The 25,112-nt window shown below is 71.7% G+C and carries 24 protein-coding genes, 1 tRNA gene and 1 other RNA gene; 11 read left to right on the top strand and 15 right to left on the bottom strand.

Annotation, left to right across the window (positions count from 1 at the left end; all coding sequences use genetic code 11):
- Both ABD883_RS04650 and tgt read left to right on the top strand, forming a co-directional pair.
- A complete protein-coding gene (locus ABD883_RS04650) occupies nucleotides 1-1,431 on the top strand; it encodes an FAD-binding oxidoreductase (protein WP_345030260.1) in 1,431 nt (476 codons plus the stop codon).
- Between the two features lie 654 nt (nucleotides 1,432-2,085).
- The gene (gene tgt / locus ABD883_RS04645; RefSeq protein WP_345030686.1) at nucleotides 2,086-3,303 is read left to right on the top strand and encodes a tRNA guanosine(34) transglycosylase Tgt; all 1,218 of its coding nucleotides are present in this window, start codon (nucleotides 2,086-2,088) and stop codon (nucleotides 3,301-3,303) included.
- 159 nt (nucleotides 3,304-3,462) lie between these two features.
- Here tgt and ABD883_RS04640 read toward each other — a convergent pair whose 3' ends face one another.
- Genes ABD883_RS04640 through ABD883_RS04630 form a run of 3 tightly spaced genes read right to left on the bottom strand, consistent with a single transcriptional unit; the run spans nucleotide 3,463 to nucleotide 6,932 of the window.
- The gene (locus tag ABD883_RS04640; protein ID WP_247425544.1) at nucleotides 3,463-4,284 is read right to left on the bottom strand and encodes a queuosine precursor transporter; all 822 of its coding nucleotides are present in this window, start codon (nucleotides 4,282-4,284) and stop codon (nucleotides 3,463-3,465) included.
- Nucleotides 4,271-4,741, bottom strand: coding sequence for a YbaK/EbsC family protein (locus tag ABD883_RS04635; protein ID WP_137318140.1), 471 nt, complete (start codon nucleotides 4,739-4,741; stop codon nucleotides 4,271-4,273). Before ABD883_RS04635 ends, ABD883_RS04640 begins: the two co-directional genes overlap by 14 nt.
- 1 nt (nucleotide 4,742) lies before the next feature.
- Nucleotides 4,743-6,932, bottom strand: coding sequence for a M3 family metallopeptidase (locus ABD883_RS04630; RefSeq protein WP_345030257.1), 2,190 nt, complete (start codon nucleotides 6,930-6,932; stop codon nucleotides 4,743-4,745).
- Between the two features lie 50 nt (nucleotides 6,933-6,982).
- Between ABD883_RS04630 and ABD883_RS04625 the strand changes: the two genes are divergently transcribed.
- The 4 genes from ABD883_RS04625 to ABD883_RS04610 all read left to right on the top strand — a co-directional run bounded on the left by ABD883_RS04625 (nucleotide 6,983) and on the right by ABD883_RS04610 (nucleotide 11,038).
- Nucleotides 6,983-8,227 (top strand): MFS transporter, encoded by a 1,245-nt coding sequence (locus ABD883_RS04625; protein WP_345030255.1) that lies wholly within the window; start codon nucleotides 6,983-6,985, stop codon nucleotides 8,225-8,227.
- 321 nt (nucleotides 8,228-8,548) lie between these two features.
- Nucleotides 8,549-9,898, top strand: a complete 1,350-nt coding sequence (locus ABD883_RS04620; RefSeq protein WP_345030253.1) for an APC family permease — start codon at nucleotides 8,549-8,551, stop codon at nucleotides 9,896-9,898.
- A 101-nt stretch (nucleotides 9,899-9,999) separates the two neighbouring features.
- Nucleotides 10,000-10,581 (top strand): peroxidase-related enzyme, encoded by a 582-nt coding sequence (locus ABD883_RS04615; protein ID WP_345030251.1) that lies wholly within the window; start codon nucleotides 10,000-10,002, stop codon nucleotides 10,579-10,581.
- 49 nt (nucleotides 10,582-10,630) lie between these two features.
- Complete coding sequence (locus ABD883_RS04610; protein ID WP_345030249.1) at nucleotides 10,631-11,038, top strand: DUF779 domain-containing protein; 408 nt, start codon at nucleotides 10,631-10,633, stop codon at nucleotides 11,036-11,038.
- A gap of 141 nt (nucleotides 11,039-11,179) precedes the next feature.
- On the opposite strand, the gene ABD883_RS04605 is transcribed toward ABD883_RS04610, so the two are convergent.
- From ABD883_RS04605 to ABD883_RS04590, 4 genes are all read right to left on the bottom strand, one after another.
- On the bottom strand, nucleotides 11,180-12,556 hold the full coding sequence (locus ABD883_RS04605; RefSeq protein ID WP_345030247.1) for a L,D-transpeptidase: 1,377 nt from the start codon (nucleotides 12,554-12,556) through the stop codon (nucleotides 11,180-11,182).
- A 335-nt stretch (nucleotides 12,557-12,891) separates the two neighbouring features.
- Nucleotides 12,892-14,304, bottom strand: a complete 1,413-nt coding sequence (locus ABD883_RS04600) for an MFS transporter (protein WP_345030245.1) — start codon at nucleotides 14,302-14,304, stop codon at nucleotides 12,892-12,894.
- Nucleotides 14,305-14,437: 133 nt separating this feature from the next.
- Nucleotides 14,438-14,532: signal recognition particle sRNA small type (ffs, locus tag ABD883_RS04595), an RNA gene on the bottom strand.
- A gap of 127 nt (nucleotides 14,533-14,659) precedes the next feature.
- On the bottom strand, nucleotides 14,660-15,193 hold the full coding sequence (locus tag ABD883_RS04590) for a type 1 glutamine amidotransferase domain-containing protein (RefSeq protein ID WP_345030244.1): 534 nt from the start codon (nucleotides 15,191-15,193) through the stop codon (nucleotides 14,660-14,662).
- Nucleotides 15,194-15,367: 174 nt separating this feature from the next.
- On the opposite strand from ABD883_RS04590, the gene ABD883_RS04585 reads away from it, so the two are divergent.
- The 3 genes from ABD883_RS04585 (at nucleotide 15,368) to ABD883_RS04575 (ending at nucleotide 17,567) form a co-directional block, all read left to right on the top strand.
- Nucleotides 15,368-15,452: transfer RNA gene (locus ABD883_RS04585), tRNA-Ser, on the top strand.
- Between the two features lie 445 nt (nucleotides 15,453-15,897).
- Nucleotides 15,898-16,062: a hypothetical protein gene (locus ABD883_RS04580; protein WP_295690055.1), complete on the top strand. Its 165-nt coding sequence runs from the start codon at nucleotides 15,898-15,900 to the stop codon at nucleotides 16,060-16,062.
- Nucleotides 16,063-16,322: 260 nt separating this feature from the next.
- Nucleotides 16,323-17,567, top strand: coding sequence for an FAD-dependent oxidoreductase (locus tag ABD883_RS04575; protein ID WP_345030241.1), 1,245 nt, complete (start codon nucleotides 16,323-16,325; stop codon nucleotides 17,565-17,567).
- A gap of 10 nt (nucleotides 17,568-17,577) precedes the next feature.
- Here ABD883_RS04575 and ABD883_RS04570 read toward each other — a convergent pair whose 3' ends face one another.
- The 6 genes from ABD883_RS04570 to ABD883_RS04545 form a co-directional block, all read right to left on the bottom strand.
- On the bottom strand, nucleotides 17,578-18,030 hold the full coding sequence (locus ABD883_RS04570) for a flavodoxin family protein (protein WP_345030238.1): 453 nt from the start codon (nucleotides 18,028-18,030) through the stop codon (nucleotides 17,578-17,580).
- A gap of 119 nt (nucleotides 18,031-18,149) precedes the next feature.
- Complete coding sequence (locus ABD883_RS04565; protein WP_345030236.1) at nucleotides 18,150-19,730, bottom strand: polyamine aminopropyltransferase; 1,581 nt, start codon at nucleotides 19,728-19,730, stop codon at nucleotides 18,150-18,152.
- A gap of 20 nt (nucleotides 19,731-19,750) precedes the next feature.
- Nucleotides 19,751-20,176 carry a DUF350 domain-containing protein gene (locus ABD883_RS04560; protein ID WP_247425524.1) on the bottom strand — a complete coding sequence of 142 codons (426 nt, stop codon included), beginning with the start codon at nucleotides 20,174-20,176 and terminating at the stop codon, nucleotides 19,751-19,753.
- A gap of 110 nt (nucleotides 20,177-20,286) precedes the next feature.
- Nucleotides 20,287-20,721, bottom strand: coding sequence for a hypothetical protein (locus ABD883_RS04555; protein ID WP_345030233.1), 435 nt, complete (start codon nucleotides 20,719-20,721; stop codon nucleotides 20,287-20,289).
- Nucleotides 20,722-20,858: 137 nt separating this feature from the next.
- Nucleotides 20,859-21,521: a DUF2617 family protein gene (locus tag ABD883_RS04550; protein ID WP_345030231.1), complete on the bottom strand. Its 663-nt coding sequence runs from the start codon at nucleotides 21,519-21,521 to the stop codon at nucleotides 20,859-20,861.
- Between the two features lies 1 nt (nucleotide 21,522).
- Nucleotides 21,523-22,140: a DUF4178 domain-containing protein gene (locus ABD883_RS04545; RefSeq protein ID WP_345030229.1), complete on the bottom strand. Its 618-nt coding sequence runs from the start codon at nucleotides 22,138-22,140 to the stop codon at nucleotides 21,523-21,525.
- Between the two features lie 190 nt (nucleotides 22,141-22,330).
- Here ABD883_RS04545 and ABD883_RS04540 point away from each other — a divergent pair, with 190 nt between their 5' ends.
- A complete protein-coding gene (locus ABD883_RS04540; protein WP_345030227.1) occupies nucleotides 22,331-23,209 on the top strand; it encodes a Sir2 family NAD-dependent protein deacetylase in 879 nt (292 codons plus the stop codon).
- 73 nt (nucleotides 23,210-23,282) lie between these two features.
- Nucleotides 23,283-23,906, top strand: a complete 624-nt coding sequence (locus ABD883_RS04535; protein WP_345030225.1) for a TIGR03085 family metal-binding protein — start codon at nucleotides 23,283-23,285, stop codon at nucleotides 23,904-23,906.
- Nucleotides 23,907-24,091: 185 nt separating this feature from the next.
- Here ABD883_RS04535 and ABD883_RS04530 read toward each other — a convergent pair whose 3' ends face one another.
- Together ABD883_RS04530 and ABD883_RS04525 are read right to left on the bottom strand one after the other, a co-directional pair.
- Nucleotides 24,092-24,346: a hypothetical protein gene (locus ABD883_RS04530; protein ID WP_247425512.1), complete on the bottom strand. Its 255-nt coding sequence runs from the start codon at nucleotides 24,344-24,346 to the stop codon at nucleotides 24,092-24,094.
- A complete protein-coding gene (locus tag ABD883_RS04525; RefSeq protein WP_345030223.1) occupies nucleotides 24,339-25,031 on the bottom strand; it encodes a DUF1707 SHOCT-like domain-containing protein in 693 nt (230 codons plus the stop codon). The genes ABD883_RS04530 and ABD883_RS04525 overlap by 8 nt, the downstream gene beginning before the upstream one ends.
- Between the last annotated feature and the right edge of the window lie 81 nt (nucleotides 25,032-25,112).

The raw sequence follows: 25,112 nt of genomic DNA, 5'->3' as shown, positions 1-25,112 counted from the left end.
ATGACTGCTGAGCTCCTCGATCCCACCGCACACGTCGACCTCGACCCGCTCGCCGCGGCGCTCTCGCCCGGCGCGCTCGTCACCGAACCGGACGTCGTCGCCGCCCATTCGAAGGACTGGGCGCTGTTCTGCGAGGTCGGCACCGCCCGCGCCCTCGTCCGCGCGACCACCGTCGAGGACGTGCAGGCCACCCTCCGCTTCGCCAGCGAGCACCGCATCCCGGTGGTGCCGCAGGGCACCCGCACCGGTCTGTCCGGGGCCGCCAACGCCACCGACGGCGCGCTCCTGCTGAGCGTGTCGAAGATGGACCGCGTGCTCGAGGTGAACACCGTCGAGATGACGTGCACGGTGGAGCCCGGGATCGTCAACCAGGACCTCAAGCGGCACCTCGCCGACTTCGACCTCGCCTATCCGCCGGACCCCGGCTCGGTGGCGATCTCGAGCATCGGCGGCAACGTCGCGACGAACGCCGGCGGGCTGTGCTGCGTGAAGTACGGGGTCACCCGCGACTACGTCCGCAGCCTCACCGTGGTCCTCGCCGACGGCCGCGTCACCACCGTCGGCCGGCCCACCGCCAAGGGAGTGGCCGGGTTCGAGCTCGCCGGCCTGTTCATCGGCTCGGAGGGCAGCCTCGGCGTCATCGTCGGGATCACCCTCGACCTCATCCCGCGCATCCCCGACCCTCTCACCGCGGTGGGCCTGTTCCCCGATGTGGTGAGCGCCTCGGGTGCGGTGTGCGACTTCATGGCCACCGGTGCGCGGCCCTCGCTGCTCGAGTTCCTCGACGGCCGGACGCTCGAGATCCTCAACGCCTACGGCGACTTCGGGCTGCCGGAGGGCGCCGGCGCGATGCTCCTCGTGCAGTCGAACGGCGACGGCAGCCAGGAGGCCGCGGTGCGCGAGCTCGAGCGCTTCACCGAGGTCGCGAACGCCTGCGGTGCGAGCGAGGTCATGTTCTCCGACGACCCCGCGGACTCCGAGCTGCTCGTCGCCGCTCGCCGCGCGGTCGCCCCGGCGATGGAGAAGTACGCGAGCACCCACGGCGGCGGCGAGCTCGTCGACGACGTGTGCGTGCCGCGCGGCCGGCTGCGCGAGTTCTTCGCCCGGCTCGTCGATATCGAGGCCGAGCACCCGGAGATCACCATCTGCACCTGCGGCCACGCCGGCGACGGCAACATGCACCCCAGCATCTTCTTCGACGCCGGTGACCCCGAGTCGACCCGGATCGCGCAGGAGGCGTTCGGCGAGATCATGGCCGCCGGCCTCGAGCTCGGCGGCACGATCACCGGCGAGCACGGAGTGGGCTACCTCAAGCGCGACTGGCTCGCCCGCGAGCTCGACCCGGTGTCCAAGGAGATCCACCTGGGCATCAAGCGCGCGCTCGACCCGCTCGGCATCCTCAACCCCGGCAAGATGCTCGCCTCCCTCTGAGCAGGCGGGAGGGCGGAGCCGGTCCCGGACTGGTTCCGGTTCCGGGGTGCGATCCAGTGCGGCCTGCCGGTTCCGGGTGCGATCCAGTGCGGTCTGCCGGTTCAGGGTGCGATCCAGTGCGGTTTGCTGCATTCCGGGTGCAGCACAGTGCGGTCTGCCGGTTCCGGGTGCAGCACAGTGCGGTCTGCCGGTTCCCGGTGCGATCCAGTGCGGTCCGCTGCATTCCGGGTGCAGCACAGTGCGTTTTCGAACGTGAAACCGCACTCAGGTGACCCCGGAGCCCGCGAACCGGGATAGAACGGCCGGGGAGCGGCGCTCGGGGTTCCGGGTGCTCGGGGGTTCCGGGTGTTCCGGGGCGCGGATGCGGTCGGCCACTAGACTGGTCCGGTGACTTCCAGCCAGCCCGCTCCCGAGCACAGCTCGGCCGTGACCGTCCCCGCGCACACCTCTGCTCCCGCATCGCCCGTCGGCACCTCGACACCTGCCGGCCCTGCGCCTGCCTCGCAACCGGCGGACGCCACCTCGGCGCCTGCCGGCCCTGCGCCTGCCGTGCGACCGGCGGCCGGCGCCTCGGCACCCACCGGCCCCGCAGCCGCCTCGCAACAGGCCGGCGCCGCCTCGGCACCCGGCGCCGCCCCGACGGGCGACACCGGCGTGAATGACCGTTCCCGGTTCGGGTTCGCGGTCGAGGCGCGGATGGAGTCGGGCGGGCGCGCCGGGGTGATCCGGACCCCGCACGGTGACATCCCCACTCCGGCGTTCGTCCCGGTGGGCACCAAGGCCACTGTCAAGGCCGTCAAGCCTGACGACGTCGCCGCGCTCGGCGCGCACGCGGTGCTCGCCAACGCCTACCACCTCTACCTGCAGCCGGGCCCGGACCTCATCGACGAGGCGGGCGGGCTCGGCGCGTTCATGGGCTGGCCCGGTCCCACCTTCACCGACTCCGGCGGCTTCCAGGTGATGAGCCTGGGCTCGGGGTTCAAGAAGGTCCTGTCCGAGGAGTTCTCCGGCGCCCGCAGCGACCAGGCCGTGGCGGCGGGCAAGGAGCGGATGGCGAACGTCGACGACGACGGGGTGACCTTCAAGTCCCACCTCGACGGCAGCCGTCACCGGTTCACCGCCGAGGTGTCCATGCAGGTCCAGCACCAGCTGGGAGCGGACATCATCTTCGCCTTCGACGAGCTCACCACGCTCGTCAACACCCGCGGCTACCAGGAGGAGGCGCTCGAGCGCACCCGGCTGTGGGCGCAGCGCTGCATCGTCGAGCACGAGCGCCTCACCGCCGCCCGCTCCCACCGCCCCTACCAGGCGCTGTTCGGCGTGATCCAGGGCGCGCAGTACGAGGACCTGCGCCGCAAGGCCGCCCGGGACCTCGGCGCGATGGACTTCGACGGCTTCGGGATCGGCGGGGCGCTCGAGAAGGACCGGCTCGGCACGATCGTCGGCTGGGTCTCCGAGGAGCTGCCGGAGGCCAAGCCCCGACACCTGCTGGGGATCTCCGAGCCCGACGACCTGTTCACCGCGATCGCCGCCGGCGCGGACACCTTCGACTGCGTCTCGCCCTCCCGCGTGGCGCGCAATGCCGCGGTGTACTCGCGCGACGGTCGCTACAACCTCACCGGGGCGAAGTACCGCCGCGACTTCTCACCCCTCGACCCGGAGTGCACGTGCAGCACGTGCGCGACCTTCTCCCGCGCCTACCTGCGCCACCTCTACAAGGCCAAGGAGATGCTGTTCTCCACGCTCGTGACGATCCACAACGAGCACTTCATCGTCGATCTCGTCGCGCGGATCCGGCAGGCGATCATCGACGGCCGCTTCCACGAGCTCGAGGCTGAGGTGCTCGGCCGCTACTACGCGAACCGCCGCTGATCCCACGGTCCCCGAGGGCCGATCCGGTGGGCTCCCGAGGTGTCCCTCGACGACACCGGACCGCCGACCCCGCGGTGAGCGGTGATCGACGGTCCGGATGTGCCGGGTGCGACCCGTGCGTGCTGCGCGCGAGGCGCCGCGGGTCGTGCCGCGGGTCGATCAGACTCGGGCGGCGGTCTCCTGGCGGAGCCGGTCGGTCTCGATCGAGTAGGTCTCCTCGCGCTTCTTGATCATGCCGATGACCTGGTACGTCACCGGCATGAGGAGCACCTCGACGGCGACCTTGTAGACGAAGCCGAACAGCACGTAGTTGAGGAACTCGGTGCCCGGGATGACGCCGAGGAACGCGACCGTGCAGAAGATCACGGTGTCTGCGGCCTCGCCCACGCCGGTCGAGGTCAGCAGCCGCACCCACAGGTGCTTCTCGCCCATCCGGCGCTTGATCCGGACGAGGACGAAGGAGTTGAGGAGCTGGCCGACGACGTAGCCGGCGAGCGAGGCGAGCACGATCCGCGGGTAGAATCCGATGACGGCCTGGAAGGCCTCCTGGTGCTCGTAGCCGGGCCCGGCCGGGGAGATCTGGACGAGGTAGAACACCGCCGAGGCGAGGATCTGCATCGCGAAGCCGGTGATCACGGCCTTGCGCGCGGCGCGGAAGCCGTACACCTCGCTGAGCACGTCGCCGAGGATGTAGGCGACCGGGAAGAGGAAGGCGCCGCCGTCGGCGACGATCGGGCCGAATCCGATGATCTTGGTGGCGGCGATGTTGGAGATGAGGAGCACGCAGCAGAACACTGCGAGGATGACGGCGTAGTAGGCGCCGCGGGTCGAGGCGAAGGCCGCGAGGTGGGCGCGGTGCGCCGGGGGATGTGCCTCGGGGGATCGGGAGGTGTCGGTCCGGGGGGTTGTCGCCGGGTCGCTGGGGCGGCCCGGCTGCCCAGATGCGGGGCGGTCGGCTGCGGACGGGTCAGTCGGGTGCAACGGAGATCTCTCTTCCTTCGGTGACGGTGAGCAGTTCGTCGAACGTCAGCGGGACCATGGTGTCCGGGGTCCCGCCGGCGGCCCAGATTACCGGATGGCCGCGCAGCGCCGTGTCGACGTAGGTGGTGAGCGGAGCCGGGTGCCCGCACGGAGCGACCCCGCCGATGATCTGGCCGGTCGCCGCCCGGACCATCTCCGGCTTCGCCCGTCCGATGCGCGTGTACCCGAGCGCCCGGGCGGTGTGGTCGGTGTCGACGCGGTGCGCGCCGGAGGTCATGATGAGGATCGGCTCGTCGTCGGCCGAGAACACGAGGCTGTTCGCGATCGCGCCGAGCTCGACGCCGAGGTGGTCGGCGGCCTCCTGCGCGGTGTGGGCGCCGGTGTCGAGGTCGCGGACCTCGGAATCGATGCCGCGGGCGCGCAGGTCGCGGATCACGGCTTCGGTGCGGGCGTGCATGTCAGTCTCCTCGGGGGGCGGGGGCGGCGTGGTGGGCATCCTCGTCATCCGGCGACCCGGCGCCGCTCGTGTCGACCTCGGGGACTGCGCCGGCCTCCGCGGCCGAGGTGGTGCTCTCCGCGGCGGGGTCCCCGCCGGTGCCGCTCCCGCCGGGTTCTGCGGCATCGAGCCCGCGCCGGCGCAGGAGCGCGTCGATGGGCGGGACACCGCCGAAGAAGTCGATGATCGCAGTCATCGGGTGCACGGCGTTGCCCGGCGCCAGGATCTCCCTGCGGAATGCGGAGCCGGCCTCGAAGTCGAGGCCGCCGTGGGCCTCGAACCACTCCGCGGCGTGCGCGGCGATCACCTCCGACCACAGGTAGGAGTAGTAGCCGGCGGCGTAGCCGTTGCCGAAGATATGGGCGAAGTACGTGGTGCGGTACCGCGGCGGGACGAGCGAGTCGAGGCCGGTGGCGGCGAGCACCTCGGCCTCGAAGGCGAGCACGTCGGTGACCTGGTCGCCCGGGTCGAGCGAGTGCCAGCCGAGGTCGAGCAGCGCGGCGGCGAGGTATTCGACGGTCCGGAACCCCTGGCCGAGCGTGCGGGCGCGGCGCAGCCGCTCGGCCTCCGCGGCCGGCAGGGGTTCGCCGGTGTGCACGTGGACGGCGTAGTTGGGCAGCACCTGCTGGTGGAAGGCCCACATCTCGTTGAGCTGGGAGGGGAACTCGACGTAGTCGCGCGGCACCGCGGTGCCCGACAGCGACGGGTAGGTCGAGTTGGAGAACAGGCCGTGGAGCACGTGGCCGAACTCGTGGAACAGCGTGATCGTCTCGTCCGGGCTCAGCAGCTGCGGGGCCCCGGGGGCGGCGGGGGTGAGGTTGAGGCTGAGCGTGACGATCGGCTTCTCACCGGTCAGCCGGCCCTGGCTGACGAGCTGGTCCATCCAGGCCCCGCCGCCCTTGCCGGGGCGGGCGCAGGCGTCGAGGCACACGAGGCCGATCACCCGGCCGTCCTCGAAGGCCTCGAACACGCGCACGTCGGGGTGCCAGGCGGGCATGTCGCGTCGCTCGGAGAACTCCACCCCGTAGAGGTTGTGCGCGGCGTAGAACACCCCGTCGAACAGCACCCGGTCGAGCTCGAAGTATTCGGCGATGCGGGCGGGGTCGAGACCGGACTCCTCGGCGACGAGCCGCTGCACCCAGTGGGAGATGTCGGCGGCCTCGAGCCGGTCGGGGGACCAGCGCTCGCGGATGGTGGCGAGCTCCTCGGCGAGCCGGGCGAGGGCGGGATCGACGAGCGCGGCGAGCAGACCTCCGGCGGCGTCGGGGCTGTTCGCCGTCTGCGCGTCGATCGCGTACCCGGCGTACGAGCGGTAGCCGAGCAGCCCGGCGAGCGCCGCGCGCAGGGTGGTGATGTCGGAGACGATCTCCCGCAGGTCCCCGGGACCGCGCTGCGAGCCGCGCGAGAGCGAGGCGGCGAACAGCTCCGCCCGGGTGCGCGGGTCGGTGAGCTGGGCGAGGGCGGGCTGCTGGCTCGTGTTCGCCAACGGCAGCACCCAGCCCTCGACCCCGCGCTCGGCGGCCTCCCGGGCGGCGGCACCGCGGGCGGTCTCCCCGAGCCCGGCGAGCGCCTCGGGGTCGGTGAGATGGAGCGCGCGGTCGTGGGACTCCTGGCGCAGGATGCGGGTGAACTCGCTGCTCAGCGCCTCGATCTCCGCGATGATCTCCCCGGCGTGCGAGCGCGACTCGAGGTCGAGCCGGGCGCCGGCGCGGACCGCATCGAGGAGCTGCAGCTCGTGGCGGCGGCGGTCGACCGGGTTGAGCTCGGAGGTCGGCACGTGCTCGAGGCGGGAGAAGAGCTCCCCGTCGAGCAGCGCATGGAGGCGGGCCTGGAGGAGCACCTGGGTCACCTCGGCCACCGGTTCCGCCCACTCCTCGGTGAGGAGGTTCGCCTCGATGACCCGGACGAGCGCCTGGAGCCGGAACAGCGGGTGGCCGGCCTCGCCCAGCTGCAGGGTGGTGTTCGCGAAGGTCGGGTCCGTCGACGCGGAGCGGATGCGGGCGATGCGCGTCTCCTGGTGCTCGATCGCCCGGCGCGCGGCATCGTGGAGGTGCTCGGGGGTGAACGCGGAGAAGTCGGGGAGTGCGAGGTCGGGTGGTGCGGAGACGAAGTCCCAGACGGGGTTGGACGCCGGTCGCTGTTCGGTCTGCACTGCGGACTCCTCGGGTCGACGGTTCCTACGGGCGCGTAGTGTGGTGCTCCATGAGCGGATTCGAGGGGTACCGGCACGGTGACCCGATGACGCGGCGGATCGAGGTCGGCCTCCTCATGGCCGGTCTCGCCACGTTCACCCTGCTCTACAACACTCAGGCCATCCTGCCGTATTTCACGCGCGAGTACAGCATCAGCCCGGCCGTCGCGGCGCTCTCCGTGTCCTTCGCCACCGCGGGCCTGGGCATCGGTCTCATCCTCGCGGTGCCGATCTCCGAGCGGATCGGCCGGGTGCGCCTCATCCGCTGGTCGCTCGCGCTCGCCTCCGTGCTCGGGGTGCTCGTCGCCCTCGTCGACGACTGGAACCTCTTCCTCCTCACCCGGTTCGTCATGGGGTTCGCGCTCGCCGGGCTGCCGGCCACCGCCGCGGTGTACCTCAAGGAGGAGATCCACCGCTCGTACGCGACGAGCGCGACGGGCATCTACATCTTCGGCACCACGCTCGGCGGGCTCGCCGGGCGGATCGTGTCGACGGGGATCATCGACGTCCTCGATCGGTTCGGCATCGCGGAGCGGATGCCGCTGTCGCCCTCGCACATGGCGCTGCTCGGCACCGCGCTGCTGTCGATCGGCTGTGCGGTGGCGTGCTGGTTCCTGCTCCCGGAGTCGCGCGGCTTCTCCCCGCACCGCGATGCGCCGGCCGCGCTCGTGCGGAAGTTCGGCCGGGCCTTCCGCGATCCGGTGCTGCTCGGCCTCTACCTCACCGGCGGGCTGGGGATGGGGACCTTCGTCGGGGCGTTCAACGTGCTCGGCTTCCGGCTCGAGGCCGCGCCGTACCTGCTCGGCATCGGGGCGATCGGCCTCCTCTACCTCATCTACCCGGTCGCCGGCTATGCGAGCGTGCTCGCCGGGCGGGCGGCTGACCGGTACTCCCTGCGCTCCGTGCTGCCGCTCGGCTCGCTCATGGCGCTGGCCGGGATCGGGATCATGGCCGCCCGTCCGCTCGTCCTCGTGGTGCTCGGGATGGCGATCCTCGCGATGGGCTTCTTCGTCATGCACTCGCTCGCCTCCGCATGGGTGGCCTCCCGCTCGACCGCGACGGTCGGGGTGCCCGCGCAGGCGGCGTCGATGTACATGCTCTTCTACTACACGGGGTCCTCGATCAACGGGAACCTCGCCCCGGTCGCCTGGGAGGCGCAGGGCTGGTGGGGCGTCACCGTGCTCACCGGCGCGATGATGACCACCGCGTTCGTCATCGCCCTGCTCCTGCGCCGCTCCCGCCCCGCGCTCACCTGAGGCCCCATCCACCATGCAATTTTCGGCGGTTCCTGTGAACGGTTCCGCCGATCTCTGCAAGGTCAGCGCCTTCCGGGGCGCCTCGTACCGGGGATCCGTCGAATCGCGCCGGCGGCTTCGCGCCCCCGAGCGGCAGCGAGTTCGGGGAGTGTTCCCGCTGTGCGCCGCGCCGGAGTGCGACGGAAACGGCGGTGGCGGACGCAGAATTCGCAGGCTGCGCCCGCCGCAGCAGTTCCCCTCGCCCATTCGATGCCGCACCGAATGGGCGTCTGCGGCGTGGAGTTCACCGGGGCGTCGGACGGTTCTGGTACAACGGCTCGTGTGACGACTCAGCCCCCGCCGCCCTCGGGCTCCTCGCCGGACCGCCCGCCGGCCCGCACCAGCGCGGCCTCCCAGCCCGGTGCCGCGCTGTCGCGCACCCTCGGCCTCGGCGATGCGGTGATCATCGGGCTCGGGTCGATGATCGGCGCCGGCATCTTCGCCGCGCTCGCCCCCGCCACCGCCGAGGCGGGCAGCTGGGTGTTCCTCGCCCTCGCCCTCGCCGCGCTCGTCGCCTACTGCAACGCCACCTCCTCGGCCCAGCTCGCCGCCCAGTACCCGACCTCCGGGGGCACCTACGCCTACGCCCGGGCGCAGCTGAACCCCTCCCTGGGACTCGTCGCCGGGTGGGGGTTCGTCATCGGCAAGACGGCCTCGACCGCAGCGATGGCGCTGACTTTCGCGGCCTATGCCGCGGGGGAGGCGTGGCAGAAGCCGCTCGCGGTCCTCGCCCTCCTCGCGATCACCACGGTCAACACCCTGGGGATCTCGAAGACGGCGCGGATGACCCGCTGGATCGTTCTCAGCGTGCTCGCGATCCTGGGCGTGCTGCTCGCCGTGATCGCCGCCGGGGACGAGTTCTCCTTCGGCGTCATCTCCTCGGCGGCCTCCCGCATCGATGCGTCCGGGAACCTCGTCGTGCCGGCCGGCTTCGACCTGTTCGGCGTGCTCCAGGCCGCCGGCATCCTGTTCTTCGCGTTCGCCGGCTACGCCCGCATCGCCACTCTGGGCGAGGAGGTGCGCGAACCGCGGCGCACCATCCCGCGCGCCATCATCATCGCGCTCGCCATCACCGCGGCCCTCTACGCCGTCATCGCCGTCGCGGTCATGGGCGTGCTCGGCCCCGCCCAGCTCGCCCAGAGCGCCGTGCCCCTCGCCGAGGCGGTCGGCCGCTCCACCTGGGCGCAGGCACTGGTGCGGGTGGGGGCCGCGCTCGCCTGCCTGGGCGCGCTGCTCGGGCTCGCCGCAGGACTCGGACGCACGATCTTCGCGATGGCGCGCGACTCCCGGCACTTCGGGTTCCTCGCGCACGTCGGCGAACGGTTCCGGACCCCGGCGCGGGCGGAGTTCCTCGTGTGCGCGGCAGCGGTCGTGCTCGTGCTCCTCGGCGACATCCGGCAGGCGATCGGGTTCTCGTCCTTCGGGGTGCTCGTCTACTACGCGATCACGAACATCACCGCGTTCACCCAGACCGGTGCGCAGCGCCTCTATCCGCGCGTCCTCCAGGTGCTCGGGCTCGTCCTGTGCCTGCTGCTCGCCTTCACGGTGTCCGGGCAGGCGGTGCTCGTCGGGGCGGTGCTGTTCGTCGTCATCGCCGCGGTCGTGCTCGTCCTGCGCCGGCGATCCCCCTGACCGGGAGTGCAGTTTCCGGAGGTTCCTGAGAGCAGATCCGCCGGACTCCGCGATCTCAGCCGCCTCTGGACCGGTCCGGGGCGCGGGCCTACAGTGGGGTCATGAGCGACGACGACGTCCGGTACCCTCCCGCCGAGCTGGCCGAACTGCCCGACGACATCCGCGCGATGATCGAGGAGCAGGCCGAGCGCGCCGGGTTCATCCCCAACGTGTTCCTCGCGATGGCCCGCCGGCCGGCGGAGTTCCGCGCCTTCTTCGCCTACCACGAGGCGCTCATGGACAAGGACACCGGCGGGCTCTCCAAGGCCGACCGGGAGATGATCGTCACCGCCACCTCGGCGGCGAACGACTGCCTCTACTGCGTGGTCGCCCACGGGGCGCTGCTGCGGATCTACGCCAAGGACTTCCACATCGCGGACAAGGTCGCCGTCAACCACCGCGCGGCCGGTCTCCCGGAGCGCCAGCGGGTCATGCTCGATTTCGCCCTCAAGGTCTGCACGGCCCCCGGCACGGTCGAGGACAGCGATTTCGACGTGCTCCACGCCCAGGGCTTCGACGACGAGGACATCTGGGACATCACCGCGATCACCGGCTTCTACGGCCTCTCGAACCGCCTGGCGACGGTCACCGGGATGCGCCCGAACCCCGAGTTCTACCTCCTCGGCCGCATGCCCCGCAGCTGAGGACGACACCGGGCGGACCGCCCGCCCGGTGGAGGAGGAGCGTGACGACATGAGCACCGCAGCCGCAGTCCTGGAATCCACCCCGGCGATCGCCGGGGAGGCCGCCTCCCGCGTGGGCCTGACGCAGGCGACGATCGACCTGCTCCAGGACCTCATCGCCCAGTACGGCGAGCTCATGTTCCACCAGTCCGGCGGCTGCTGCGACGGCTCGGCGCCGATGTGCTTCCCCGCCGGGGAGTTCCTCACCTCGGACGCCGACGTGCTGCTCGGCACCTTCGAGGTCCCGCTGGCGGACGGCGGGACGAGCCCGCTCGAGTTCTGGATGTCCGTGGAGCAGTTCGAGTACTGGAAGCACACGAAGCTCACCATCGACGTGGCGCCCGGCCGCGGCGCCGGCTTCAGCGTGGAGTCACCCACCGGCAAGCGCTTCCTCATCCGCTCCGCGCTCATGGAGTGACGTCACCCATGGCGTGACGTCACCCATTGCGTGATGTCACCCAGCGGACGTGGCCGCCGAGGCGCCCGCCCCGTCCGTCGCCGGGCCCGAGGTGTGGGCCCGGACGCCGTCGAGGCGCCCCGCCTCAGCCGGCCAGCGCGCTCAGTCGGCCAGAGCGCTGAGCTCCTGCCATTCCTCCCAGGTGTAGACCCAGTCGGCGACCTCGCCGGAATCCACCGTGAGATCGACGGAGGAGCCGGTGACCTCCACCGGGTCGCCGTAGATCGCGGAGTCGTAGTACTCGCTCGCGCGCTCGGTGGAGAGGTTGATGCAGCCGTGGGAGACGTTCGCCGAGCCCTGCGAGCCCACCGACCACGGGGCGGCGTGGATGAACTCGCCGTTGTTGTGGATGCGCACCGCGTGGGTGACCGGGGTCGAGTAGCCCCACTGCTCCGAGGTCATCGTGTAGGACTCGGCCTTCGACATGACGATGTGCATGCCGTTGTACGACGGCGAGCGCGGGGCGCCCAGGGAGGCCGGGAAGTCCATGACCTCCTCGCCGTTGCGGGTGACGGTCATCCGGTGGGTCTTCGCGTCGGCGACGGTGATCTGCTCGCGGCCGATCTCGAAGTCGAGCGTCATGTCCTTGCCGCCGTGCGCGGACTCGGAGAACGGCACGTCCTCGAGCGGCAGGTCGACGGCGACCTGCGAGTGCGCGGGCCAGAACTCGGCGGGCCGGTAGTGGATGCGGGAGTGGCCGTCGATGTTCGGCAGCCAGGCCCAGCCACCGTCGACCTCGCGCGGCTCGCCGTCCTCGTCGGTGACCGCGACGCTCAGCCTCTGCTCGACGTCGTCGCGGAACTCCTCATCGACCGAGCCGCCGAAGTTGATGATGATCGGGGCGCCCACGCCCACGGTGTCGTCGTCGGCGATGACCGAGCGCGCCCGCACCGTGCTGCCGGCCGGTGCGCTCGTCTCGAAGGTGCCGGTGGTGGTGTGCTCGCTGCCGTCGGCCGCGGTGGTGACGGCCCGCCATTCGTACGAGGCGCCGCCGGCCAGTCCGGCGCGCGCCTGCCAGCCGGTGCCGTCCTCGCTCACCGTGCCCGGGTCGGCCGGCACTGCGGAGTGGTCGGCGTCGAGGAGCTCGACCGAGGCGAACTCACCGCCGGTGACGGCGAGGGCGAAGGTGTCGCCGGGGGCGAACTCGATATCGGCGGCATCCGTGCCTGCCGCGCCCGATGGAGCGGACGGACCCGGTTCGGTCTGCTCGGGCGCGCTCGCCTCGGCTCCGCCGCCCCCCGATCCGGGCTCCGATCCCTCCTCCGAGGAGGGATCGTCCGCGGGTGTCTTCTGGTCCCCTGCATCCACCTCATCCGGGTCGACGACCTCGACGACGGGGGCGGCCGCGGTGGCCTCGGTCGCGCTGTCGGTCGGCCGGGTGCCGTCCGTGGACTGCGGGCCGGGCTGCTGGGCGGTGCATGCACTGAGCAGGACCACGGCGGTGGCGGCGACGAGTGCGGCGGATGGGCGACGGAGCACGGGAGCTCTCCTGGTGACGAGGCGGGTGGGGCGGAGCCGGATCCGACCGGGCGGCGGTGCCGGTCCGCGCGGGAGCGCAGAGGCGGCATCGCGCATGCGCGATGGTCGGGGGGGGCTCCGGATCAGAGTAGACGTCGGCGTGTTGCGGTCCTCCGGCGAAGGCGCCCGGATCCGAGCCAGATGTGTCGGCCCACCTGCCTGACCTGCGGGTTCGATCGGTGCAGGCGTTGCGGAATTGTGACAGCGGGAGCCGGGGTGCGAGCGCGACCCGCATCCCGGGCGCCCGCCCACGCCTCGCGGGCGTCCCCGGGCCGAGGCCTGCGCGCGCCCGCCGCTCAGTCCCCGGCGGCGGGCCGGACGAGCCGGGTGGCGATGAGGCCGAAGAGCAGCGAGAGGACGACCGAGGCGATGAGCACCCAGCCGAACGCGTGCATCGGCGGGAGCAGGGTGAAGAGGACGGTGAAGAGGCTCGACAGGGTCGCGACGCCGATCCCCATCCCGGCCTGCTGGGTGGTGGCGATGAGCCCGCCGGTGAGGCCGGCGACGCGGTTGGGGACGTGGTTCATCACCACGGAGATCAGCGGTCCGAACATCAGCCCCTGGCCGCCGCCGATGAGGATGCCGACGAGCTGGTACCACAGCAGGAACGGCTGGGCGTCGACGAAGGCGAGGGTCGCCAGCGTCGCGAACCCGGTCGCCTGGAAGGCCGAGCCGACGAGCAGGATGCGCGGGCCGAACGAATCGAGGAGCCGGGTGGCGAAGGTGGAGGAGATGACGAAGGACGTCGCGAGGACGAGCAGCGACATCCCCGATTTGAGCGGCGGCCAGCCGAGCCCCTGCTGGGTGAACACGGCGAAGTTGTACATGAATGCCGACAGCATGAGGAAGAACAGGGCGGCGAGGATCATCCCGATCTTCACCGCCGGCTCGGTGATGACGTGGAGGGGCAGCACGGAGGGCCGCTGGGAGAGCTCCCGGTTGAGGAGGTGACGGCGCAGGACGAGGAACCCCACGGCCGAGGCGGCGAGCAGTCCCAGCGTGAGCGCGAGCATCCCCGGGGTGGAGAACGGGTCGAGCGGATCGAGCGCGGCGGCGTTGGTCAGGCCGGTGATGAGGCACAGGAGGGCGAAGGCGACGATCGCGGAGCCCGGGACGTCGAAGCCCTCGGGGTCGGGGGAGCGCGATTCGCGGAGGTACCCGGTGCCGGCCCAGGTGACGGCGGCGATGACGGCGATGGACAGGAACGCCGCGCGCCAGCCGAACTCGACGGGGAACAGGCTGTTGATCGCACCGCCGATGATGTTGCCGCCCACGGTCCCGATCCCGGCGAAGATGCTGTAGCCGCTGATGGCGCGGGAGCGGGCGGTGCCGGTGAGCGTGGCCTGGACGGTCGACAGGATCTGCGGGGTGGTGAGCGCGGCCGCGCAGCCCTGCAGGAGGCGGCCGAGCACGAGCAGCTCGACGCTCGGGGCGAACGCGGTGAGGACGGAGCAGACGAGGATCGCCGCGATCCCGATCCGGAACAGGCGCCGTCGGCCGAAGGTGTCGCCCAGGCGCCCGCAGATGATGAGACCGGCGGCGAAGGACACCGAATAGGCCCCGATGACCAGGGTCGTCCGTGATCCGGGGAGGTCGAGTGCGGCCTGCATCCCGGGAACGGAGATGTTCGCGACGGCGAACACGTACGTGGAGAGGAAAGTCGCCAGGTACAGCGGCCAGACCCGGGGTGAAAGCGCCGGTGCTTCCATGAATCGAACCCTAGCGTACGTTCGGGTCGGATTGAAACAGTCGGGGGTGACCGGTCGGTCTCGAACGTTCGGGCGGGTGCGCGCACGCCGACGGGGCGCAGGCCGACGGGGGCAGTGGCGGGCGCGGGTGAATGTGAAGGACTCTCCGTGCACCCGCCAGAGCCTTCTTACCCTTGCTACCTTTCGGTCCTGGGGGGTTCGCAGGATGACGCCACACGGAGAGCCGCCACCCAGTGTAGTGCAGAGCCCGGGGGACGAGAAATCACCCGGGCTCTGCCGCCACCGTGCCGTCACCGCGCCCGAGGTGCGCCCGCCGGGATGCCCGCGGATCGCCTCGGGCGCGGTCGGCTGCCGATCAGCTCAGCGCTGCGGCGATCGCCCGGTTGAACGCATCGAGGTCACCGGGGTTGCGCGAGGTGATGAGGTTGCCGTCGACGACCACTTCGGAGTCCTCCCAATCCGCACCGGCGTTGACGAGGTCGGTGCGGGTGGAGATGTAGGAGGTGAGCTTCCGTCCGCGCGCCAGGTCCGCCTCGGCGAGGATCCACGGGGCGTGGCAGATCGCGGCGACCGGCTTGTCCGCGGCGAAGAATGCCTTGACGAGGGCGACCGCATCCTCGTCGAGGCGCAGGGCGTCGGCGTTGAGCGTGCCGCCGGGGAGTACGAGCATGTCGTAGTCGTCCGCCGAGGCCTGGGCGACGGGCACGTCGACGTCGAAGGTGTCGGCGTGCTCCCAGTCGCCTTCCATCGCCTGCAGGGTGCCCTCCGAGGGCGAGACGATGACGGTGGTCGCGCCGGCGCCGTCGAGCGCGGCGCGCGGGCTGGTGAGCTCGACCTGCTCGACGCCGCGGGTGAGGAGGAACGCGACCTTCTTGTCGGACACTGCCATGGTGATGCTCCTTCGTCTGGGTGTGCGCTCTGTGGGAGCGCGGGTGCGCCCGGCGCGCGGAGCGTCCGGGACTGCGTACACGAGGGGAACGGGACGACGGGGGAGGTGTATTCCGCGGCGCCCGCTGCTCGGCTGATTCGCCTATTCACGCCGCGTTCGGGTAACGTTCTCTGCGGAGGATTCGCCTAGCGGCCTATGGCGCACGCCTGGAACGCGTGTTGGGTTAACGCCCTCAGGGGTTCAAATCCCCTATCCTCCGCCGCCGAGGGGCCCTCTGATCAGTGATCAGGGGGCCTCTCGCTCATTCGCCGGCAGCGGCAGGATCTGGCGACCGCCCTTCCTGCGCCGGTGCTGTGACGAGATCGGAACAGTGTTGTCACTGCTGCCGGGTGCGAGGCGGCGTTACGATGTTCCTGGCATTCCCTGAAAACCCGCCGCAGACCAGCGGTGGACCACCATCCAAGGAGGTCGTCTTGAGCGATCAGTACAATCCCCAGCGGGCGGACAACTCGTCCTACTCGGACAACTCGTCCTACTCGGACAACTCCGGCTACTCCAACTAGTACTCGCAGCCGGCCGGAGCGCCCGCAGCGGGTCAGCAGGATCCGGGTCAGACCCTCGGCATCGTCGCCCTCATCGCCTCGCTGTCGACCTTCATCGGCTTCGCCATCATCGGTCCGATCGTCGGCATCATCTGCGGCAAGATGGCCCGCACCAAGTCGCGCGAGGCCGGCCTGCCGGACAACACCCTGGGCAAGTGGGGCTTCATCCTCGGCATCATCTTCCTGATCCTGGGGGTTCTCGGCGTCATTCTCGCCATCGTCATCGCCGTCGTCGCGGCGGGAAGCGCCTCGGTCAACACGTACTGACCCGCGCTCTCCCGGCCGGGCCCCGAGTCCCGGCCGCACCGCGCCGGAACGTGGCACCGCTCAACGGGCCGGACGACCACCAGGTCGTCCGGCCCGTTGGCCATTCACCGCAGACCACCTCTGCACTCCGCCGTGGAATCGCCCCGGCCGCCGCCGCACCCGCGCCTCCCGGACCCGCGCCCGCCGGCTCCCGGGCTCGGACCGACTAGGCTGGATCCCGTGGGGCGGCCCATGCCGCACACTCGTGAAGGAGGTCAGCGTTGAGCGAGGTCATCGTCATCGGTGCCGGCGCTGCCGGGCTGCGAGCCGCGGCGCTCCTCGCCGGGGCCGGGCACAGCGTGAGCGTGCTCGAGGCCGCGGACCGCGTGGGCGGCCGGATCGGCGGGCGCACCGTCGGCCCCTTCCGTCCCGACCACGGCTTCCAGCTCGTCAACCCCGCCTACCCGGCGCTCCGCGAGGCCATCGATGTCGACGCGCTCGACCTCACCGCCTTCCCCGCCGGGGTGTCGGTGCGCACCGCGAAGTCCCGCGTCGTCGTCGCCGACCCCTCCCGGGAGCCGCAGCTCGCCTTCCGCACCCTGCGCTCGGGCCTGCTCTCCCCGCGCGAGATCCCGCGGCTCACCGCCCTGCTCGGCCGGGCACCGACCATCGACATCCCGTTGGCTGACTGGCTCGACGAGCACCGGATCACCGGACCTCTGCGCAACGCGGTGATCGAACCCTTCACCTCCGGGCTCGTCGCCCAGGACGCGCGCACCGCGAGCGCCCAGTACCTGCTGTGGCAGCTGAGGCTCCTCGCCTCGACTACGCCCGTGCTCCCGGCCGGCGGCATGCAGGCACTCGCCCAGGTGCTGGCCGCCGCGGCGCTGCGGGCCGGTGCGCAGGTGGAGACCGGCGTCCGCACCACCGGGGTGCGGACGACCGGCACCGGGGTCCGCATCGAGACGGAATCGGAGGTGCGCGAGGCCGCGGCCGTCGTCGTCGCCGCCGGGCTCACCACCGACCTCGGCCTGGCGCTGCCGCCGGTGCGGACCCGCGGGATGACCACGTGGTGGTTCGCCGCCGACGAGCCGCCGCAGAAGCAGCGGCTGCTCGGCATCGACGGCCGGCATCCGCGCGGGCCGGTGACCACGCTCGCCGAGGTCACCGCTCCCGTGCCCGAGGCCGCACCGCCCGGCCGTCATCTGCTCGCCGCCAACGTCCCCCTGGGGGAGACCGGGCCCGGTGGCGAGGCGGAGTACCGGGAGCCCACCGAGGGCGAGGTGCGCGCCGCCGCAGCCGACCTCTCCGGGGTGGACACCGCCCGGTGGGAGGTCGTCGCGATCGATCGTATCGCCCACGCCCTGCCGGCCTCCGGAGTCGGAGTGCTCGACCGGCGCGAGCCCACGCTCGACGGGCCGATCGTCGTCGCCGGCGACCGCTACCGGACGAGCTCGCACAACGGGGCGCTCGAATCCGGTGCCGCCGCGGCCCAATCGGTGAGCTACCTGCTCGGCTCCCGCTGAGGTCGGCGGCTCAGGCCATCGTCGTCGCGGCGACCGTGGCCGCCATCTCGGTCACCGCTGCGGTGTGCTCCTCGGTGACCTCCCCGGTGAAGACGACCGGGGCGCACACCTGCTCCCAGCCGTAGCCGGTGGTGATCGACTCCATCGCGCGCTCCGCGCCGGTGGTGTCGTAGCCGCCGTGGATCCAGTGGGAGAACGGGCGGCCGGCGGTCTGCTCCCGGGTCGCGGAGTACGTCGTGTCGAAGAAGTGCTTGAGCGCCCCGGAGATGTAGCCGAAGTTCGCAGTGGTGCCGAGCACGAACGCATCGGCGGCGAGCACGTCCTCGACGGTCGCCTCGAGCGCGGCCTTCTCGACGAGCTCCACCCCGTCGAGCTCCGGCATGGTCAGCCCGGCGCGGGCAGCCTCGGCGAGCGCGGCGGTGGCATCGGAGGGCGAGTGGTGGACGAGGAGAACAGTGCTCATGCATCCACTCTACGCAGGGAGCGCGCCGCGGTCGATGGTCCCGGCGAAGGTTCGCCGGACCCCCGGCGGACATCCGCAGGGTGCCCCGGCCCGTGGGGGAGTGCGCCTGCCGGCGGTGATCAGTACCCGATCCACGCTCCGCGCTGCTGGTCGATCACCCGCGGGTGGAGGAGGGAGGACGGTTCGACCGTGCCGACGGAGGCGCGATCGCGGTCGGGCGGGAACACGAGTGCGGCGCGCGCCACCTCGGGGGTGAGGAAGCGCAGGTCGGACGGGGCATCGACGGGCACCTCGACCTCCGGCGCCTCGCCGGTCGCGGCGAGGAAGTAACCCCAGTCGCCGAAGCTCGGGACATCGACGTGATAGGGGGTGGTGGCGAATCCGGCCTGCGCGATGCTCTCCCCGATGCCCCAGTACGCCTCGGGGGCGAAGAACGGGGACCCGGCCTGCACGACGAGCCGCGCCCCGGGGTTCATCGCGCGTTCGACGAGGCCGTAGAACTCGATGGTGTAGAGCTTCGAGGTCGACACGTCGTCCGGGTCGGGGAGGTCGGCGATGACGACGTCGTAGGCCCGGTCGTTCTCCTCCCGCAGCCACGTGAAGGCGTCGGCGGGCACGTAGTCGACCCGGCGGTCGGCGAACGACTCCCCGTTGAACTCGGTGAACGCCTCGTCCGTCCGGGCGAGCTCGACGACGGCGGGGTCGAGGTCGACGAGCGTGACCTCCTCGACGTCGGGGTACCTGAGGATCTCGCGCAGGGCCATGCCGTCGCCGCCGCCGAGCACGAGCACCCGGTCACGCGGGCCGTCGAGCACCGGGTGCACGAGCGACTCGTGATAGCGGTGCTCGTCGTTCGAGGCGAACTGCAGGTCGCCGTTGAGGAACAGCCGGGTGTCGCCGGTGCGCGGATGGCGGGTGACGACGATGTCCTGGTAGGCGCTGCGCTCGGCGGTGACGATCGGATCCCGGTAGATCTTCTGCCGCGAGGTCACCTCGATCGCATCCGTGTAGACCCAGGCGGCGGTGAGCACCCCGACGATGAGGACGAGGAGCAGGGTCAGCCCGGTGCGCACGCGGCGGGAGAGCTCGTGCCGGAACAGCCACACGACGATGAGGATGCCGGTGACGGCGTTGACGATCCCGACGGCGAGCACGCCGCGGGGCAGCCCGAGCAGCGGCAGCAGGAGGAACGGGAAGGCGAGGCCGCCGATGAGCCCGCCCACGTAGTCCACCGCGAAGAGGTCGGCGACCGCGGCCGAGGCGCGCTGGGCGCGGATGCGCTGGATGAGCTCCATGAGGAGCGGGATCTCCGCCCCGATGAGGACGCCGATGACGAAGGCGATGACGATCATCGCCGCGGTGTAGAGGTCGAGGTAGGCGAACGCGAGGTAGAGGGAGAGGACGGACAGGCCGCCGATGATCCCGAGCGCGGCCTCGATGAGGGCGAACGACACCGCGGCGAGATGGGTCAGCCGCTTGGTGAGGATCGATCCGACGCCCATCGCGAAGACCATGACCGACAGCACGATCGAGGCCTGCACGATGGTGTCGCCGAGCAGGAACGAGCCGAGCGCCACGAGTGCGAGCTCGTAGACCATGCCGCACGAGGCGCACAGGAAGACGGCGAAGAGGACGAGGAATCGCGCCGGCCCGGGGCGCACCGGCAGGCGCATGGACTCCGGGTCGGCGGCGGTGCTCACGGAGGTCGCGGGTCAGCCGATCACAGGAGGGCGGAGGCCATGATGATGGCGATGCCGAAGTGCGCCGAGGCGTTGACCCATACCGCGGGGTGGACGGTCTCGGAGTGGACGATCTCACCCAGCCGGCCCGGGGTCAGGGCGTCGACGATGAGGAAGCTCGCCGCCATGATGATGATCCCGATGACGCCGTAGACGATCGTCGAGACGAGCCCCCAGACGAGGTCGCCGGCGCTCGCGCGGATCGCGACCGCCACGATGATCGCCACACCGAGCAGGTTCGAGGCGACGAGGATCGAGGCGTTCCGGGACTTCTCCGTCCACAGCAGCTCGTGGAGCTTGCCGGGGGTGATGAGGTCGACGACGCCGTAGCCGACGAGCATGAGGAGCAGCCCGGCCACCGCGTACGCCAGGACGACTCCGGATTCGATGAGGAGGGGGACGATCATGATGGGCCTTTCGGACGGTGGATGTCAGCTGAGGTGGTCGGGTGCCGGGTGCCCGGCGGTGGTCGCTGCGGCTGTGTGCTCGGCGATTCCGGCGGGTGCGGGAGTGCCGGTCATTTGCCGGTGCCCGAGCCGCCGCCGCGGTAGCCGGAGCCGCCGCCGTAGTTCGAATCGGATCCGGAGGAGCCGCCGAAGATGAACGGGAAGAACCAGAAGCCCCCACCACCGGAGCGGGACGAGGAATCGCACCCGACGTAGGTGTAGTTCTCGCCCTGCTTGTCGTAGTCGCCGCGGTTCGGGGCGCTGACGTACTCGCCGTCGACGAGGTCGTAGTCGCCGCACTGCGCCGAGCCCGTCGTCGCCGAGCTCGAGCACGAGCCGATGAGCGAGAGCAGGAGGAAGAGGACGACGAGCAGGCCGATGATGCAGCCGCAGCCCTTGCCGCCGCGCTTGGCCGACTCGTTCTCGCCCGGCGTCCACGGCTGGTGTCCGCCGCCGGAGCCGCCGCGGCCGTTCTCCGCGTCGAAGTCGAAGCTCCGGCCGCTCATCGTCACCCGGGGGCGGCCGGGTCCGGACTGCCGCGGACCCGACCGGCCACGGTCGGACTGTCCTGGGCCGGGCCGGCCGGAGCCGGGGAGCGGGATGCGGTCTCCGGGCCCGGGCTGCGGGTTCGGGGGCGGGAAGCTCATATCGAGACTTCGCTCGGTCGAGCCGGGCACGGGTGGGCGCCGGCGGTCGGTCGGAAGGCGTGCTCGAGGCCGGTGAGGGTGGTGCGGGTGTGCACGATCTCACCGTGCTGCGGGTAGCAGTGCCAGGTCTGCCAGGACAGCGCATCGCCCACCCGCTGCGTGCCGTCGGCTCCGGCCTCGGTCCCGGCCTCGGTCCCGGCTCCTGCCTCGGTCCCGGCGGCCGCGGAGGGACCCAGTGCGAGGGCGGTGACGGCGCCGGGGTGCCCGGGGAAGTCGACGACGGCGTGGTGCGCGGCCCGCTGTGCCCCCGCGACGATGTCGTCCACCGCCGCGAGGAACCGATCGGTCCCCACATGGTCGACACGGGAGCGGAAGTCATGGACCCCGGTCCCGGCGATCCCGGCGGTGAGGCGGCTCTCCGGCAGCGTCGGGTCCGCGGTGGGGAGGCAGGCGAGCGTCTCGATGAGCTCGGCACCGCCGCCGGTGACGATCACCTGGTGGGAGCAGCCGAGCACGGCGAGCTCGACCCGCAGGGCGTGGCCGGAGCGCGCGGTGAGGCGGGCGACGGTGCTGTGGACGGACGGGAGCCGTCCCTGGGCGAGGGAGAAGGTGAGGTCGGCCGCCGCGGTGTCGGCGAAGGGGACGTCGAGGCTGTGCATCTCAGCTGCCCGGGTAGATCGTGAAGGAGCCGGGGGTCACGGGTCGTCCGGTGCTGACCTCCCAGCGGCCGTGGTCGAACCGCTCGAAGGAGAGGTGGGTGCCGTCGCCGGCCTCGTAGTCGACGTAGTCGAGCGCGCCCTGCGGCCGCAGCCCGGTGGTGCCCTCGGAGCGGTAGGTCGCGGTGCCGTGCTCGACGAGGGTGTACGAGGTCCCCTCGAGGTCGATCTGCTCGGAGCGCGGCTCGATGTCGAGATCCGGGCGGTCCTTCCAGATCGAGAGCTGGAGGTCCGGATCCTCCTCCACGGTGAGCCACTGCCGCTGTGCGCTGCCGTCGCCCTGGAAGAAGTGCTCGGCCCAGGTGTAGCCGCCCTCCGCGATCCGCAGGGTGCCGCGCACGAAGTGCTTCTCCGAACCGAACTCGAGGATGTCGCCGGCGTGGATCTTCAACGGGTCCCCGCCGGTGTCCTGACCGGGTGCGAACGGGTCGTGGGCGCGCGGCCCGGCATCGACGTGCACGGGGCGATCCGATGCGCGCATCCGCTTGACGACGAGGATGATCACCAGCACGATCCCGATGACGATCACGGCGGTGACGAGGGTGGAGAGGAAGTCTCCCATGACGGCTCCGGTCGGGTTCGGGGGCGGCTGACAGAGCCAAGACTACAGTGCGGAGCGGACACGGGGACGGGGTCCGTGTTGCGGTCCTGGAACGCGTGCGGACAACCGCTGAGGCCGTAGGCTGGACCGGGATCCCGAACACTGGGACCGGCGGCGGACGAGCGCCGCACATCGACGCGGAGGAGGGTGCATGGGAGTCGTCCGGGATCCGCTGCGCGGACGGGAGCGCCCCGCTCCGGAGCACACCGACGAACAGATCGTCGCCGCCATGACCCCGATCCCACCGCAGCGGTGGGCGGTGCTCACCGGTGCCGGGATCAGCACTGATTCGGGCATCCCCGACTACCGCGGGCCCGGTTCCCCGGCGCGGACCCCGATGACCGTGCAGACCTTCCTCTCGCACCCCGCACAGCGCGCGCGGTACTGGGCACGCGGGTGGATCGGCTGGAAGCGGATGACTGCGGTCCACCCGAACGCCGGGCATCGTGCGCTCGCCCGGATCGCACCGCTGGGGATCATCACGCAGAACGTCGACGGCCTCCACCAGGCGGCCGGCTCGGAGCCGGTCATCGATCTCCACGGGCGCCTCGACCGGGTGGTGTGCCTCGACTGCGGGCTCACGCTCGGCCGGGACCGCGTGCAGGAGGAGCTCGACGCGCTCAACCCCGATTTCCTCGCCGAGCTCGCGGTGTCCACGGAGACGCTCGAGACCGCTCCGGACGGCGATGTCGAGCTCGAGCACACGGCGGGCTTCCGGGTCTTCGACTGCCCGCGCTGCGGCGGGCTTCTCAAGCCCGATGTCGTGTACTTCGGGGAATCGGTGCCCCGCCCGCGGGTCGACGCGGCCTTCGCCCTCGTCGAGGAGGCCTCGGGCCTGGCGGTGCTCGGCACCTCGCTGGCGGTGCACTCCGGGCTGCGGTTCGTGCGCGCGGCCGTCAAGGCCGGGATGCCGGTGGTCGTCGTCACCGACGGCCCGACGCGCGCCGATGAGCTCCCCGTGCTGCGCTCGATCAGCCGCGTCGCCGATTTCCTCGCCGTCTGGGAGAGCGCGCTGGAGGGCGCAGGCTGATCGCAAGCCCGCAGCCCGCAGCCCGCAAGCCCGACGCGTCGACAGGCGCCCACGGGCAGGGCAGACTGGACGGATGACGAACTTCGCCCGCTCCGAGCGCCGCTCCCTCGCCGCCCTGCTCCGCACCGTCGGCCCCGATGCCCCGACCCTGTGCGAGGGGTGGACGACCCGGGACCTCGCCGTGCACATCGTGATCCGCGACCGTCGGCCGGACGCCCTCGTCGGCAATGCGTTCCCCGCGCTCGCAGGGAAGTCGCAGCTCCTGCAGGAGCGGGCCGCCGGCGCCGAGGCGGAACTCACCGCACTGCCCTGGGAACAGCTCGTCGGCCGTGTGGCCGAAGGTGCTCCGGTCTGGAACCCGGCGAGCTGGGGTCCGGTGGACCGGCTCATGAATACTGCGGAGTTCCTCGTCCACCACGAGGACGTCCGCCGCGCCCAGCCCGGTTGGGAGCCGCGCGACCTGCCCTGGGAGCTCCACTCCCGCTGCTTCGCGCTCGTCAAGGCGATGATCCTGCCGGCGAGCCTCAAGTCCGGCACCCACCTCGTGGTGGAGGCGACCGGGTTCGGGACGACCTCGGCCGGACGCACCGGCGCGGCCTCGACCACGCTGCGCGGCACGCCGGTGGAGCTCCTGCTGTGGCTGTTCGGCCGCGACGAGCATGCGCGGGTCGAGGTCAGCGAGTCCGCGGCGGACTGAGCCCGCGCCTCGGCTCCGCGACGGCACGGGACACGCCCGGACGCGGATCCTGCCGGATGCGGGCACGCCGGGCGGGGGTCCTCATCGGATGTGGGGGCCTGTCGGATGCGGGCACGCCGGGCGGGGGTCCTCATCGGATGTGGGGGCCTGTCGGATGCGGGGACTGTCGGGACCGGTGGCGGCGCTCAGTAGCGCGGACCGCGGTCGGTGTCCTCGTGCGGCTCCTCGGGACCCTGCGGGGACCCGTCGGGGGTGTCGTCCGTGGTGTCGTCGTCGACGAAGTGGGGCGTCGTCTCCTCCGCCCGGTCACCGGGAAGGTGCGAGCCGATGTAGGAGTCCGGCCGGTTCATCACCCGGAAGATGAGGTAGCCCCCGCCGAACAGCGCCACTGCGAAGAACGCGATGACGATGAGGACGACCAGGATCTGGGGCTCATCCATTCCCGCTGCTCTCCAGCCGTTTGCGTTCGAAGCAGCCCGCGTGGCGGGCGGTAAAGGCGCCCATGCCCATCGAGCCGTGCACGCGGACGAGGGGCTTGCCCGGCTGCGGGTCGGCGGCGACCTTCGAGCGCACGGTGCCCCAGCTGGAGCTCAGGCGATCGATGTTGACGCCCCAGTCCTCGGGTACGACGACCACGGCGTTGCCCATGCCGCCGGAGACCTCGACGTCGATCTCGGGCAGGTCGGTGGTCGCCTCGAGGAAATTCACCTCTGCGGTCGCCCCGACGGCTTCGAGCCGGATGAAGGGCGGGGGAGTCCAGCGGCCCTTGCGCTTGGCGTTGTCCCAGGAGGCGCGCAGGACGAGCGGGTCGAAGGGGTGGTGACCGGGGGCGTCGGAGGCCCCGGGTGCGGCCCGCGGCGGACGCTGGGTCGGGCGGATCCGATCCGAGGGCGGAGGCACCGGCAGGTCGGCGACGATCGCGTCGAGGTCGACGTAGAACTTCGCGGCCGCGGTGAGCTCGATCCGCTCGGTGAGCTCCTCGGTGGTGAGGCGGCCTTCGCCCGCGGCCTCCCGCAGCACCTCGATGACCTCATCGCGCTCGGCGTGGCCGATCCGCATGGTCCGGGCCGGGTCGGCCGGCGTGTTCTCGGGAGGTTCGGGGGAGCGGGCGGGGGGTGTCGTCATGGGACCATCCTGCCCGAGGCGGCGGGCCGCCTCAAGCATTCGCGGCGGGCGGCCGGGCGCGGATCAGCGTTCGGTGGGCCG

Source organism: Brevibacterium pityocampae (genome assembly GCF_039541555.1).
Classification (GTDB): Bacteria; Actinomycetota; Actinomycetes; order Actinomycetales; family Brevibacteriaceae; genus Brevibacterium; species Brevibacterium pityocampae.
This window is presented reverse-complemented; position numbering and strand designations above follow the sequence as displayed.